This window comes from Desulfovectis peckii, assembly GCF_055391705.1.
The window spans coordinates 1030692-1044481 of record NZ_AP042409.1; the positions used below are offsets into that span (position 1 = coordinate 1030692).

A 13790-nucleotide genomic window follows, 5' to 3' on the forward strand; every position below is an offset into this window, starting at 1 on the left:
AGAGGGTGCAATGTAGAACAAATAAAATAGCCAAACAATAGTTCGGAAGTGGTGGTGGGCCGCAAATTGCTTGATTTTTCCAGTGTAATTTCGCAAATAGATAATATGATTAGATCAAACTTAACCAAGGTTAAGGATAGCGAACAAAAGTTAAAAAATGCTTTGGAAATTCTTTTAAAACAGCAAGGCAATCTAGCCCCAATTGTAAAGCGGGTAAAAGAAAGTAAAACATCTTGGCTGGTGGCTGAGCCGCTGGAAGAAGTAAATAGCGCCGTTGGCCTTCCTTTAGAAATCAATAACTATACCGTGCTGGCCAGCGACGGTTCACAGCTGTTTCCCGATCACCATGAAGTCACGTTATGTTATATGATCAACATCGGCACGGCTGCCTTAAGATACGGTTTAAACAGCATTGCCCAGTTAACCAGCAAGCCGGAATTATATTACCGGGAAGAAGATTTATATGTAGAAGAAAACGGTGTTAAGTGTTTAGTAGACAGCAGGCGCATTTCCTGTTTGCGCACCCAAAAAGAAGTGGAGGCACTGGCCGGCCTGGCTGAAAAATTTGCCGACGATGGTAGCCCCACAGTGGCGCTGACTGACGGGACATTGATTCATTGGTTTGTCGAACACCAGGGTAAGTACGCAGACGACTTTTTCGCTAAAATATTTACCTGTTATGAATACCTGCGCCGGCGCAATATTCCCATTGCCGGTTATATCTCCGGTACGCGCAGTACCGATGTGATTAACATGCTGCGGGTGATGTTGTGTCCGCAAATGCTGGTGGACTGCGATCATTGCCCTTATTTGGCTGATGACCGGCTTCCCTGTGATGCCGTTTCCGGCATTCGCGATGCCGCCCTATTTCAAGGCAAGTTGCAGTATGGACAACGATCGGCAATTTTTAAGTCCCATTCCAGTGTGCTGGAAAAATACGGTGATCATTGGATTTGTTTTTTTTACGTCAATGTGGGAACGGAAATCGTTCGCATCGAAGTGCCCCTGTGGGTAGCGGAAAATCCTGCCTTATTAAACACAGTACACAGTGTGGTTGTCAGCCAGGCGGCAAAAGGCCAAGGCTACCCGGTTTGCCTGGCGGAAGCCCACTTGCAGGCGGTAATCACCGGTGCCGATCGCCAGCTTTTTTATCAATTAGTTGAAAGAAAAATGATCGAAAACGGCTTGACTTCCGAAACCTCTTACAAAAGTTTAAGGAAAAGGAGCGCTCCGGTTTAATGAGTGATATTAATACTGCCAACCGCATTGGTGAAGTTATTGAAAGTCATACCACCCAATTTACCTGCGAGGCTACCGAGTTACATCAAGCACCGGCCTTTGGTAGTTTTGTGCAGGTAGACGACGCCTACGGCCCTATTATCGGCGTTGTTTTTAATAGCACCACTGTAAGTACCGATCCTTCCCGCAAGCCGGTGGCTTACGGTCAAAGGGAAGAGGAGCTCCGGCACCAGCAGCCGCAAATCTTTTACTTGCTGCGCACCTATTTTTCCGTGCTGGTGGTGGGTCATTACCGAGACGGTCGGTATTTGGGTTATTTGCCGCCCAATCCTCCCCGCATCCATTCTTTTGTTCGTCCCTGTACCGCGGAACATTACCATGACATCATTCAGGATGTAAGTTATCTCAGTACCATTCTCGCTTCCAATTGTGAGGCCAAGGATGAACTGGCAGCGGCGGTAGTGCGCAATGCCAGCGCCTACTGTGATGACAGTATTGCCTATCAACGTAGGGCGGGGAAGGAGCTTAGAAGGCTGTTAGTGGCCGATTATGAACGCTTTAAATCAATTATAAGGAGGATTCGCCGGTGAGAGGCAAAGTAGTAAGAGGTTCGTTAAGTACCGGTGTGGAAGTAAAACTGGATCTCGAATATACCGTGGAAGATGTTAAAGTGGGAAACTTTGCCGTCATTGACGGTCAAAAATACCGCTACTTTTCACTGGTATCTGATGTCAAAATAGAATCCACCAATCCGGCGATGCTGGTAGACTCTTTTGATGACGAGGAAGATGCGCTGGCCCGAGAAATTATCATTGGCGACAGCATCTTCGGCAATGTTTCTTTAAACCCCATGTTAATGTCAGACATTAAGCTCGAGGGCGAGGTGCGGGCGGTACGCACCATTCCCCCGCACGGCTCGCCGGTACGCACCGCTACCGCCGAAGACGTGGCCCATGTTTTTGGCCAGCCGGACAATAAAGTTTATTTTGCTTTGGGTACACCGCTGGAAATGGATACTCCGGTGTGTGTTAACTTGCCGCGCTTAGTGGAACGCTGCACCGGGATATTTGGCAAAGCCGGTACCGGAAAAACTTTTCTTACCAGGTTAGCCCTGGCCGGAATCACTAAAAGCCAAGTGGCGGTCAACCTTATTTTTGACGCCCACAATGAATATGGGTGGGAGGCTACTAAAGAAGAGGATCGGGGTGACGGCATCAAAAGAGAATCCAACGTCAAAGGCTTAAAACAGCTCTTTCCTTCTAAAGTTGTCATCTTTACCCTTGATCCGGAATCCAGCCGCCGCCGGGGTGCTAAGTACGATCACGAAATTCACGTCGCTTATAAGCAAATCACACCTGATGACGTGCTGCTGCTGCAATCGCTGCTTAATTTAAACAGCACGGCCACGGAAACGATGCATTTGCTGGCCGCCAAAATGGGACAGGAACACTGGTTTAAAATTTTAATAGAAATGCAAGCGGAAGAACTAAAAGAATATGCCGAAGAACACGGCCTGCACTTAGGAGCTTTACAGGCATTACAGCGCAAACTAAGGCGCATTTATGACCTGCCTTTTATGGCTGATGAAATTCCCTTTGACGCCGTGGATAAAATAATGCAGTATCTCACTAACGGCAAGCACGTGGTCATTGAATTCGGCAGTACCAAGCTTTTGGGCTACATGTTAGTTACTAATTTACTGACTAAACGCATCCATGCCGAATATGTGAAAAGAATGGAAAAGTATTTGGCCACCAGACAGAACAAACCGCCGCAACTGGTGATTACCATTGAAGAGGCCCACCGGTTTTTAAGCCCGGAGCTTTCCCGGGACACCATTTTTGCCACTATTGCCCGGGAAATGCGCAAGTACAATGTTACTTTGCTGTTGGTAGATCAGCGCACCTCCGGTATTGACAGTGAAGTGATGTCGCAAATTGGCACGAAAATAGCTTGTAAGTTAGACGATGAAAATGATGTCAGCGCCCTGTTGACCGGCGTACATAACGCCAAAAACCTGCGCAATGTACTGTATACTTTGGATTCTAAACAGCAGGCGTTAATAATGGGGCATGCCGTGCCAATGCCGGTAGTAATCAAAACCAGGAATTACGACGCTCATTTTTACAACGAAATCAGTGAACAGCCGGACTATAGCGAAAACGATCAGGCTTTTCGCGAGATGGTTGACGGCATGTTTAATGACGATATTGAAATATAAAAGGAGAATAGCAAATGATACGCATTTTGCATACCGCAGACTGGCATATAGGGGTAGAAAATTACGGGCGCATTGACCGCACCACCGGGGTGCACAGCAGGCTGCGCGATTTCTTAGCCTCTTTAGACCGTTTGGTGGATGAGGCAATTGACCAGCAAGTAGACTTGGTGCTGTTTTGCGGTGATGCCTTTAAAAATCGCGAGCCTTCCGAAACCCATCAAAATGCCTTGGCCCGCCGGTTGAAAAAACTGTCAGATGCCGGGATAAAGGTATTTTTACTGGTAGGCAATCACGATTTGCCTAATGCCATTGGCAAGTCTAACGCATTAGATATTTACCGCACGCTACAGGTGCCGGGCATTACCGTCGGGCGTGTGCCGCAAATTTATCCTATTGATACCAAAAAGGGCCGGGTGCAAATTGCGGCGATACCCTATCCTTCCCGCAGTTCGTGGCTGTCCCGCAGTGATAAGAGCGGTAAATCCATCAGTGAGCTGGAGGAAGAAATGGCCGCCAACTTAGCCGCTGTAGCCCGGCAATTGGCTGCCCAAATAAACCCGGATATACCTGCCGTACTTTGTGCGCATATCACTGTGGACGGGGCTGTTGCCGGTTCGGAAAAATGTATTATGGTAGGCAGAGATCTGGCGGTACCGGCCAGCGCATTACAGCATGACCCTTTCAGTTATGTTGCCCTAGGACATATTCACCGCCACCAGGTAGTGGCTGAGAATCCGCCGGTAGTTTACAGCGGCAGCCTGGACCGGATAGACTTTGGCGAAGAAAAGGAAAAAAAAGGCTATGTCATTGTCGAGTTAGATAATGCTCACTGCAGTTATCGATTTTGCGAGCTTTCTACCCGGCCTTTTATTACCGTTAAGGCTGCCGTGAAAGGCAATGATCCTACAGCGGAAATAATTGCCCAACTGCAGCAGTCGGCAAATCCGGAAGCAATATTAAGGCTAATTATTGAGTGCACCGCCCATGATTACGGCAATATCAATCACCGGGAAGTGCAGCGGTTTATTGAAGAACATTACTACTACCTGGCTTCAATAAGTCGAGAGTTAACCGAAGATACTACCGCTTTGCGCAATCCCAATCTTAACGAGCAACTAAACCCGATTACCGCATTAAAACAGTATTTAAAAACCGCCAAATTCAAAGGCGATCAAGAACAACTGCTGATGCGGGCGGAACAATTATACAGCAAATTAAAGGAAAGGGATATTTACGGATGATACCGGTTGAATTAAAGTTAAGAAACTTTTTAAGCTACGGCGCGGAAAGCCAGTCATTGCGCTTTGACGGATTCCATATTGCCTGCCTTACCGGTGACAACGGCAACGGCAAATCCGCATTGCTGGATGCGATTACCTGGGCTGTTTGGGGGCAGGCGAGAGGAACAGATGATCGGGGCGCCGGGGTAGACGACTTAGTCAATTCCGGCGCAGATGATATGGAAGTGGAATTTACTTTTATGCTGGAAGGCAATACTTATCGCATCTGTCGCCGCCGGGACAAAGGTCGCGGCAAGTCCTCATTGGAATTGCAAATTGATGACGGCGGGACCTTTCGCTCCATTTCCGGCGACAACATTACCGCCACCCAGCAAAAAATTATTCAAATTTTACGCATGGATTACCGCACTTTTACCACGGCCTCATTCATCCTGCAGGGCAAAGCGGATGCCTTTACGGCAATGAAACCGTCAGAACGCAAGAAAATTTTAGGCGAGATCCTGGGATTATCAATATATCGTGATTTAGAGTCAATGGCCCGGGAGGAATACAATTCTGCTACCGGTTTAGTAGCCAAACTGGATGAAAAGCTTCGCGAAATCGACGCTGAATTATCCGAAAAACAATTCTATCAAGATGAGGAACAAAAGCTTCAGAAACAGCAAAAACAATTAACTGAAGAATTAAATGCCAAGCTGGAAGAATTAAACCATTTGAAGAACAAATTATTCGAGCTACAGCAGATAGAGAAGCGGGTAATTGAGTTGCAGCAGCAATTTGTTGAACAGCAGCGGCAGGTAAAATCAATGGAAGCAAAGGTGGAAGAATTAAAGCGGAAAATTACTGACGGTGAGGAACTGGTATCCCGCTCCGAGGAAATAAAATCCGGTTACCAAACTTTACAAGAGCTGTTGGAAAAAGATCGCTTATTAAACGCCAAATCCCGCAAATTACTGGAACTAAACGAAAAGAAAAGAAAACTGGAGCAGTTGGTTGACAAGGAACGCTTTAGTTTAGAAAACAAATATGCTCAACTGCAGGGAGAGTACAAACACTATCTGGAAAAATCCCGGCAAACTGAATCCCTTTCTGAAAAGCTTGAGACACTCCGGCAAAAAATACAGGAGTTAAGACAATTAGAAGAGCGGCTGTTAAATTTGCAAAATATCAGCCAATCTTTAGGGCAGGAGATTAAAGCTAAAGAAATACTGGCTCAAACCATTGATAAACAGGTAAATGATCTGCGGGGAAAATATGCTTTGCTGCGTAAACCGCAGGCCCACTGCCCGGTTTGCCGCACTAAACTGAGCGGCAGCGACCGCGAGCGGGTATTAAATGAGATGATTGCCGAAGCCAATCAGTTAAAAGCGCAATATGACCGGCTACAGCGCGAGATAACTGAGTATAAAAATAAGCAGCAGCAAAGGGAAAAGGAAATTAAAAATCTGGAAGTTAATATAAATAGTTTAAAGGCCGCAGAGCAAGAATATACATTGTGCAATCGCGATCTGGAAGAGGCTAAACAAGCTTCGCTTAAACTTGATGAAATTAAAGCAAACCGCGAAAAAATATTAGCTCTCATTAACGGCAAGAAATATGCCTTGGAACAGCAAAGCCAAATTGCCGAGCTGCAATCGGAAATTGACGCCTTAAATTATAATTCTGCCGAACACAATCAAATTCAACAGCAAATCGGCGAGTACCGTGATTATGAAAATCAGTACCGTCATTTACAACAGGTACAGCTGGCATTGGATAATGATCGGCAAAACTACAAGCACTTTACCGACAATTTGCAGTCACTGCACAAAGCACTGAAAAATATCGAGGAACTAATTGCCCAACATAAGGAAAAATTAACTTCCCTGCCGGCGGTTAAAGAACAGGAACAAACTTTAGAAGCAAAAACCGCAGAACTAAAGAGTGCCATTTCTCAGCTAGAGAGGAATTTAGGAATATTTCAGGAAAAGTTAGCTCGCTGTCAACGCCTGGAAGAAGAAAAAAAGCAAATTACTGCGCAAAGAAATACAGCCAAAAAAGAAAAGCAGTACTATAGTGAATTAGTAAAGGCATTTGGCAAGAACGGCATTCAAGCGATTATCATTGAAAATGCCATTCCGGAACTGGAACAAGAGGCCAACCGCATCCTGCAGCAAATTTCCGACGGCCGTTTAACGGTGGCTTTAATTACCCAGAAAGCAGCAAAAACGCGGAAAAATGTAATGGAAACCTTAGAAATAGTGATTTCTGATGAATTCAGTACCAGGCGTTATGAAATGTACAGCGGCGGAGAGGCATTTAAAGTTAACTTTGCCCTGCGCATTGCCTTGTCGCGATTATTAGCCCGCCGTGCCGGCGCGCGCTTGCAAACATTGGTCATTGATGAAGGATTCGGCACGCAGGACAGTCAAGGTAAAGAGCGGTTGGTGCAGGCGATCAATGCTATCGCAGCCGACTTTGAAAAAATTATCGTCATTACCCATATTGAGGAACTAAAAAATGCCTTTCCGGTGCAATTGCTGGTTACCAAAGACAGCCAAGGCTCAAAAGTAGAGATTCGTCAATAATGACAAGCCCGTTAAAATTTACTACCTTTTAACTTCCAGGATTAGCTGTACAGTATTAAGCCAATTTAATATAATTAGACATGTTATTATTTATTGTTTAAGTTAAGGGGCGAGCAAAAATTTTGCGAGATTTTAAGTCAAAATTCCTGAAACTGATTAGTTTAAAAGATGATCCTAAGGTATTGGCAAAAAGCGTAGCTTTAGGTTTCTTTTTGGCATTTTTGCCTTTACCCGGATTAAATTACCCTTTAGGGATTATTCTGGCTAAATTTTTTAAACTAAACATCATTGCCACCACATTACCGGCAGTAATTGTCACTTACATCGGCCCGTTTTTTTATATCGTTCACTTTAAGGTAGGGGCGTTATTTATTACTTCCGTTCAACCGCCTCAAAACTTTGAATATAACCTAGCCTATATAATTAATTTGTTTAAATCCGTTACCTCACCCAGTGATATCTGGGGCGTTATAGTAGAGTTAATTAGCTATTTAGGGCCGGCTTTCTTACTGGGCAGCTTAATTGATGCTTTGCTGGCGGCGATGATATCATACTGTGCCTTTCTTTTAATTTACAAATCCACAGCTGGATTTATCAAAAGAAAGAAATCAACAAAAATTAAATTTAGGAAATACAGACCTACCGGGTATACCGCCAGGATTAAAAACCCGCAAGTAATCAACAAGTTTAGGCAAAACAAAATATATAAAAGTTAAAAATATTAGCTTTTTTAGTTACATCCCAAGTTTTATTTGGGATGTTTTTTTATTTGCCCATGTATGCTGTCAGCATAACAATTAATTTGTTGGAATTAAAAGGTAAATTTTAGCAGGAAAAGGAATGTTGTATTGCGAATGTTTTATATCATGCTGCTTTAAAAGGAGAGATGCCAGTTGTGGAAGTTTAGCAAATCTCAATTCTGGCAGGTGCTGGCATGCACATTGGAAAGATGCGGAGCACACAGACTGGCCCAAAGATATATTGAAAAAGCCATTGCCTCTGATCCGAATAAACACGATCTACATCTGCAAGCCAGTCGCCTGTATTTAAAAGACGGACAAGTAGACCGGGCAGCTCTGCACTGCAAAAAGGCTGCCATTGGTGTAGGCCCCGGAGGTTTTATATATTGGCTGAATAAAATCAGTAATGGCTGTTATTTTAAGGACGGCAAAATTACCGATGATCATATGAATAAAGATTACCAAGATAAGGCAGCCATTTTAAATAACAGCGGCATCTTATTATTACAGCAAAGGCGTTACCAAGAAGCAATCACTTGTTTTGAGCAAGCATTGCAGCAGTCGCGCAAAAAAGATCCGGCTATTCTTGTAAACATAGGTTTGGCTTATACTAAAATGGGTTTATATCAGCAGGCCTTAGATTATTTTCAACAAGCGCAAAACAGCGGATTTTTAAATATCGAATTAATTATTCACAAAGGATATAGTTTATATCATTTACAGCGGTATGAGGAAGCGCTAACCTGTTATCAATTGGCCCGGCAAATGTTTCCCGACGATGCAACTATATTATCCAATCTCGCTGCGTGTTATCAAGCCTTGGGTAAATTTAAAGAAGCAATTGATTGTTTTAAAATTGCCGGTCATGTTTCCTCTGAGGATGCGACGATATATAACAACCTGGCCCTGTGCTATGAAAAGATTGGCGACAACGATGAAGCAATAAAAAATTATCAGAGGGCAGTAGAGCTGGCAGACAAGGATGCGGTAATTTTAATTAATTATGCGGCATTTTTAGGCCAGCTGGGCAAACACCAGGAAGCCTTAGAATTTTGTGAGAAGGCTTTGGCTGCATGCCCACATAACTATGAAGCCTGGGGTGTGAAAGGAAATTTATTAATGGACATGGGCAAAACAGAAGAAGCGGCACAAGCATTTTCTAAAGCATTGGGTTTAACCGGCTAATAGGAATAATAATATTTTATCAGCCTGCAGGTAAGCAGGCTTTTGTTGTTTCCGGATCAATAGCAGGAATGTTAAAATATTTGTAGAATAACACATACTTTAGGCAGTTTATGCATACTGATAAGCTGTAATTCACTGGCGCACCAAAGGAGGAATGGTCATGCCAAAATTCGACGCCATAAAGATTGAGCAGGCGGTGCGTATGATATTAGAAGCTATTGGCGAGGATCCGGATCGTGAGGGGTTAAAAGAGACACCACAACGGGTTGCCCGCATGTATGAGGAAGTTTTTAGCGGTTTACATGAAGATCCCTTAGATCATTTGGAAAAATTATTTACCGAGCAGCATGAGGAAATGGTGCTGGTTAAAGACATTCCGGTTTATTCCATGTGTGAACACCATCTTGTCCCTTTTTTTGGAAAGGCACATGTAGCATATATTCCTAAAAACGGCCAAGTTACCGGCTTATCTAAATTGGCCAGGGTGGTAGAAGGGTATGCCCGGCGCCCGCAGCTGCAGGAAAGGCTGACCACCCAAATTGCTGACGGAATTATGGAAAAGCTTAATCCCTATGGTGTGGTCGTGGTTATCGAAGCGGAACACATGTGTATGTCTATGCGCGGTATTCGCAAGCCGGGTGCTAAAACAGTGACTTCCGCGGTACGGGGTTTGTTTAAGAAAAACGCCACCTCGCGGGCGGAAGCCTTTTCACTCATCATGAAATAGCTTGGAAGGGGAATCTTTAATGCCTGAAGAAAAACAAGAGCCAAGGTTGGAGATAATAGCCCAAAAGTCCTTTGCTTACTATCCGGATATGTATAAAGTAGTTGATTTTCTAAACAAAACACTGAAAGATAAAAACGTCATCTTTGGATTGACGAAAAAAGATGAAAAATTAACGATCACAATTTACCGGACTTAGGAGGAAAATATGCGATTCTTGCTGTCTAATGATGATGGTATTTATGCCGAAGGGATTAACGCTTTGAGAAAGGCACTGGAGGAAATCGGAGAAGTTACGGTTGTCGCTCCGGACAGGGAGCGCAGTGCCACCGGACATGGCATAACCGTTTACCGTCCCCTGCGGGTGAAAACGATTAAATATAAAAACAGCGGTTCTATCGGTTATGCGGTAGACGGAACGCCGGCGGACTGCGTAAAGCTGGGGCTGGAAGCTTTAATGAAAGAACCGCCGGATTTGGTGATCGCGGGGATTAACCTAGGACCGAACCTGGGCACAGATGTGCTTTATTCCGGCACGGTTTCCGCTGCCTATGAGGGTGTAATAAACGGTATTCCTGCCCTGGCAGTTTCGTTAAATACCTGGGAGGACCCGGATTTTACCTTTGCAGCTAATTTTATAAAGGACTACATTCCTCATGTGCTAAAACAGCAATTCCCTCCCGGTGTGCTGTTAAATATTAATATACCTCACGGTGTTGAACCCAAAGGGGTGCGGGTAACCAAGCTGGGTTACCGGCGCTACATAAACGTTTTTGAACAGCGTAAGGATCCCAGGGGGAAAATATATTTTTGGATGGCCGGCGAACCGGAGGATGTGGATGCAGATGATCCGGATACCGATGTCAACGCTATTAACCAAGGATATATCACCGTAACCCCAATTCAAATAGATGTTACCCATTATGGCTTTATGCAGGAACTAAAAAAGTGGCCGGTAAATAAATAAAAAAACGATGGGGCTGCATGCAGCCTCATCGTTTTTTTATATCCTTTTATTGTTACTTAGGCTGTTCAGATAGGTTTAGCAATTTCGCGGCGTTTTGGTACATTACTTTTTCCCGCACTTCCGGCTTGAAGGGAAGTGTTTGGTAGTTTTTAATCGCCTTTTTAAAGTCAACAAAGGGATGGGCGCTGGCAAACAACAGTTTATCACTGATAATGGTATTAGCTGCTTGAATATAAGCTTCAGATTGAGGGAAGAACTCATATTCCGACAGCTCAACATAAACATTTGGATTCCGCTGGGCAACGATAATCATTTCATTCACCCAAGGATATCCGCCGTGGCTGACAATGATTTTCAATTCCGGAAAGTCGCGAGCCACAAAGTCGATATACCGCGGGGCAACATGATCAATGACGGCATTGGGGACAAAGGATGCCGGGCCGGTAGTAATAATCACCGGAATGTCTAATTCACAACATTTAAAGTAAATGGGGTAGTATCTGGCGTCGTTCACATAAATTTGAGCCAGGTAGGGATCAATTGCCGCCCCTTGGATACCGTACTCGGCAACAGCGGTTTTAAGCTCATTGATTGCCTGCATTTTTTTGTGGGGATCCAGACCGACAAAACCGATAAATTTGTCCGGAAATTTACTGACAAATTCAATGACGCTGGCATTATTTGAGGGAGCGCCATTAGTTGTTTCACTGTCTCTGCCTGTGATTACCGCCTTCACTACCTTGTGCCGATCAAGTTCTTGCACTACTTCTTCAAGGGTCTGAGGCAACATTTTGGAAAAAGCAATAGAAGAACACAGTTCTTTAAATGACGGGTTGTTGGCAATTCCTGCCAGGATTTCCTCAGTATTCGGCCGGAAGCGAAAATCAATAATGTTCATGCGTATCCTCCTTCAACCATGAATTTAGCTTGTTAATTAATTTACATCGCAAGATTTATACCAACCGCCTGTTAACCGGATAAGCAATGTTTTTTGCAATTGTCATTTTATACAAACATGTCATTTGTTGTAGAACTGCAACGAGCCATGTTAAGATAAGGGTAAAAATATAGAAATAACTATCACATTCGGATTATTGTTGCACTTTTGCAACCTGTTGCAAAAGCGCATCATCAACAGTGGAGGGAGAACGGTTGTGTTTAAATCTAAACTATTAAAAACATTTGATGTAGAGACACTTCATGAAAGAATACTGGATGTATTTACTGACGGTATCTATGTGACAAACTCTGAGGGTAAAACATTGGCGGTAAACCGGATGTATGAAAAAATTACCGGGTTACAAAAAGAAGAACTTATCGGAAAGACGGTACATGAATTGATAAACAAAGGCGTATTTGATATAGCTTTAAACCCGGAGATTGTCAAAACAGGTAAAGAAAAAACTTCCGTTCAGGTGACTAAAACCGGAAGAAGAGTTTTATTAAACGGCTATCCGATTATTGACGAATCGGGCAATGTGGTTTTAGTGATTACCTTTGTCAGAGATATTACATTGCTTTCCCAACTTCAAGACCAACTAAAAGAGCAGCAAGAAGTAATAGACAAATATCGTGAAGTACAAATAAGAAACGAAAATAGTGATGTTTACGTTTTTGAAAGCCCGGAAATGTCTAAGTTAATTAATTTGTTGGAAAATGTCGCTAAAACCGATGCCACAGTATTACTGCTTGGTGAAACAGGCGTCGGCAAAGGGGTGCTTGCCCAATTCATTCACCGACGAAGCTTAAGATATAATGAACCCTTTTTTAAGGTGGATTGTTCAACGATACCGGAAAATCTCATTGAGTCCGAGCTTTTCGGTTATGAAGCCGGGGCCTTTTCCGGTGCAGGCAAGAAAGGTAAACCGGGGCTTTTTGAAATGGCTGATAAAGGAACTTTGTTTTTAGATGAAATTGGTGAGCTTCCTCTTCATTTGCAGGCTAAGTTATTGCGGGCAATTCAGGACCAGGAACTAATTCGCGTCGGCTCAACACAGGTGCGAAAAATTGACGTGCGCTTTATCGCAGCGACAAACAGAGATTTAAGGGAAGAGGTGGAAAAAGGTAATTTTCGCAGTGATTTATACTATCGGTTACGAGTCGCCTGTTTTAAAATTCCCCCGTTAAGAGAGCGGCGAAAGGATATTCTGCCCTTGGTGCGCACTTTTACAAAAAAATATAACAATAAATACAGAAAAAATATCGCCTTTACCAAAGAAGTAGAGAAAGTTTTTGAAAATTATAAGTGGCCCGGCAACGTAAGGGAACTGGACAACTTAATTCAAAGCCTGGTTGTTACGCAAGACAAAGAAGTGCTCGAAGTTTCAGATTTACCCCATTATGTAATCTATGACAGGATCGATTTAGAACAATCGGGCAGTGAAAAAAATCAATCATTAAATGATTTGGTAGCTAATTTTGAGAAAAAAATTATTAAAGACGCCCTGGAAGTTCATGGTTCCATAGCGAAAGCGGCAAAACTTTTAAAAGTCGATCGGTCAACAGTCTATCGAAAAGCCAAAAAATATTCCCTGATTGAATAAGAGGTTGCGATTATGCAACAAGTGTTGCAGAATTGCAACCTTTTAAAAGTGCGTAAAGGTACAAGATAAACCAAGTACCATTAATAACAATGTTGCAGAGTTGCACAAGGGTTGTGAAATATAAAACTTTATATTTATGGGAGAAAAGCACAAATCTTAGCTGTTTTTGTTGATTCCCAAAAACGTTGGCACGGCATTTGCTACAGTATATAGGCAAAAGTTAATAGGCGGTAGAGTTAAAAATAAGGTAAGGGGGTTGATATTGAAGACTTGGGGCAGTGCGCTGATAACGGCAGATGCTTAAACAAATAAAATTGCAATAGTAATAAATATTTTTTTAACAGTATACGCACTAGTTGTTAC

12 protein-coding genes are annotated in these 13790 nt (G+C 43.3%); 11 read left to right on the forward strand and 1 reads right to left on the reverse strand.

Features of this window, described 5'->3' with window-relative positions; all coding sequences use genetic code 11:
* The first annotated feature begins 66 nt into the window (after positions 1-66).
* From ACZ5NG_RS05195 to surE, 10 genes are all read left to right on the forward strand, one after another.
* A complete protein-coding gene (locus tag ACZ5NG_RS05195) occupies positions 67-1239 on the forward strand; it encodes a DNA double-strand break repair nuclease NurA (protein WP_464252927.1) in 1173 nt (390 codons plus the stop codon).
* On the forward strand, positions 1239-1829 hold the full coding sequence (locus ACZ5NG_RS05200; protein WP_464252928.1) for a hypothetical protein: 591 nt from the start codon (positions 1239-1241) through the stop codon (positions 1827-1829). Before ACZ5NG_RS05195 ends, ACZ5NG_RS05200 begins: the two co-directional genes overlap by 1 nt.
* Complete coding sequence (locus tag ACZ5NG_RS05205) at positions 1826-3460, forward strand: ATP-binding protein (protein WP_464252929.1); 1635 nt, start codon at positions 1826-1828, stop codon at positions 3458-3460. The genes ACZ5NG_RS05200 and ACZ5NG_RS05205 overlap by 4 nt, the downstream gene beginning before the upstream one ends.
* A gap of 14 nt (positions 3461-3474) precedes the next feature.
* Positions 3475-4701 carry a metallophosphoesterase family protein gene (locus ACZ5NG_RS05210; RefSeq protein ID WP_464252930.1) on the forward strand — a complete coding sequence of 409 codons (1227 nt, stop codon included), beginning with the start codon at positions 3475-3477 and terminating at the stop codon, positions 4699-4701.
* Positions 4698-7268, forward strand: a complete 2571-nt coding sequence (locus ACZ5NG_RS05215; RefSeq protein ID WP_464252931.1) for an AAA family ATPase — start codon at positions 4698-4700, stop codon at positions 7266-7268. The genes ACZ5NG_RS05210 and ACZ5NG_RS05215 overlap by 4 nt, the downstream gene beginning before the upstream one ends.
* 122 nt (positions 7269-7390) lie before the next feature.
* Positions 7391-7984, forward strand: a complete 594-nt coding sequence (locus ACZ5NG_RS05220; RefSeq protein WP_464252932.1) for a DUF2062 domain-containing protein — start codon at positions 7391-7393, stop codon at positions 7982-7984.
* A 177-nt stretch (positions 7985-8161) separates the two neighbouring features.
* Positions 8162-9193 carry a tetratricopeptide repeat protein gene (locus ACZ5NG_RS05225; RefSeq protein ID WP_464252933.1) on the forward strand — a complete coding sequence of 344 codons (1032 nt, stop codon included), beginning with the start codon at positions 8162-8164 and terminating at the stop codon, positions 9191-9193.
* A gap of 160 nt (positions 9194-9353) precedes the next feature.
* On the forward strand, positions 9354-9920 hold the full coding sequence (folE, locus tag ACZ5NG_RS05230) for a GTP cyclohydrolase I FolE (RefSeq protein ID WP_464252934.1): 567 nt from the start codon (positions 9354-9356) through the stop codon (positions 9918-9920).
* A gap of 19 nt (positions 9921-9939) precedes the next feature.
* Positions 9940-10116: a YpmA family protein gene (locus ACZ5NG_RS05235; protein WP_464252935.1), complete on the forward strand. Its 177-nt coding sequence runs from the start codon at positions 9940-9942 to the stop codon at positions 10114-10116.
* A gap of 9 nt (positions 10117-10125) precedes the next feature.
* Complete coding sequence (gene surE, locus ACZ5NG_RS05240) at positions 10126-10884, forward strand: 5'/3'-nucleotidase SurE (protein WP_464252936.1); 759 nt, start codon at positions 10126-10128, stop codon at positions 10882-10884.
* 52 nt (positions 10885-10936) lie between these two features.
* Here surE and ACZ5NG_RS05245 read toward each other — a convergent pair whose 3' ends face one another.
* Positions 10937-11782, reverse strand: coding sequence for an amidohydrolase family protein (locus ACZ5NG_RS05245; RefSeq protein WP_464252937.1), 846 nt, complete (start codon positions 11780-11782; stop codon positions 10937-10939).
* 256 nt (positions 11783-12038) lie between these two features.
* Between ACZ5NG_RS05245 and ACZ5NG_RS05250 the strand changes: the two genes are divergently transcribed.
* Positions 12039-13427: a sigma-54 interaction domain-containing protein gene (locus ACZ5NG_RS05250; protein ID WP_464252938.1), complete on the forward strand. Its 1389-nt coding sequence runs from the start codon at positions 12039-12041 to the stop codon at positions 13425-13427.
* Positions 13428-13790 lie beyond the last annotated feature (363 nt).

Coding starts and splice junctions, on each gene's coding strand:
- ACZ5NG_RS05200 (WP_464252928.1), top strand. CDS start 1,239: ATGAGTGATATTAATACTGCCAACCGCATTGGTGAAGTTATTGAAAGT.
- ACZ5NG_RS05210 (WP_464252930.1), top strand. CDS start 3,475: ATGATACGCATTTTGCATACCGCAGACTGGCATATAGGGGTAGAAAAT.
- ACZ5NG_RS05215 (WP_464252931.1), top strand. CDS start 4,698: ATGATACCGGTTGAATTAAAGTTAAGAAACTTTTTAAGCTACGGCGCG.
- folE (WP_464252934.1), top strand. CDS start 9,354: ATGCCAAAATTCGACGCCATAAAGATTGAGCAGGCGGTGCGTATGATA.
- ACZ5NG_RS05235 (WP_464252935.1), top strand. CDS start 9,940: ATGCCTGAAGAAAAACAAGAGCCAAGGTTGGAGATAATAGCCCAAAAG.
- surE (WP_464252936.1), top strand. CDS start 10,126: ATGCGATTCTTGCTGTCTAATGATGATGGTATTTATGCCGAAGGGATT.
- ACZ5NG_RS05245 (WP_464252937.1), bottom strand. CDS start 11,782: ATGAACATTATTGATTTTCGCTTCCGGCCGAATACTGAGGAAATCCTG.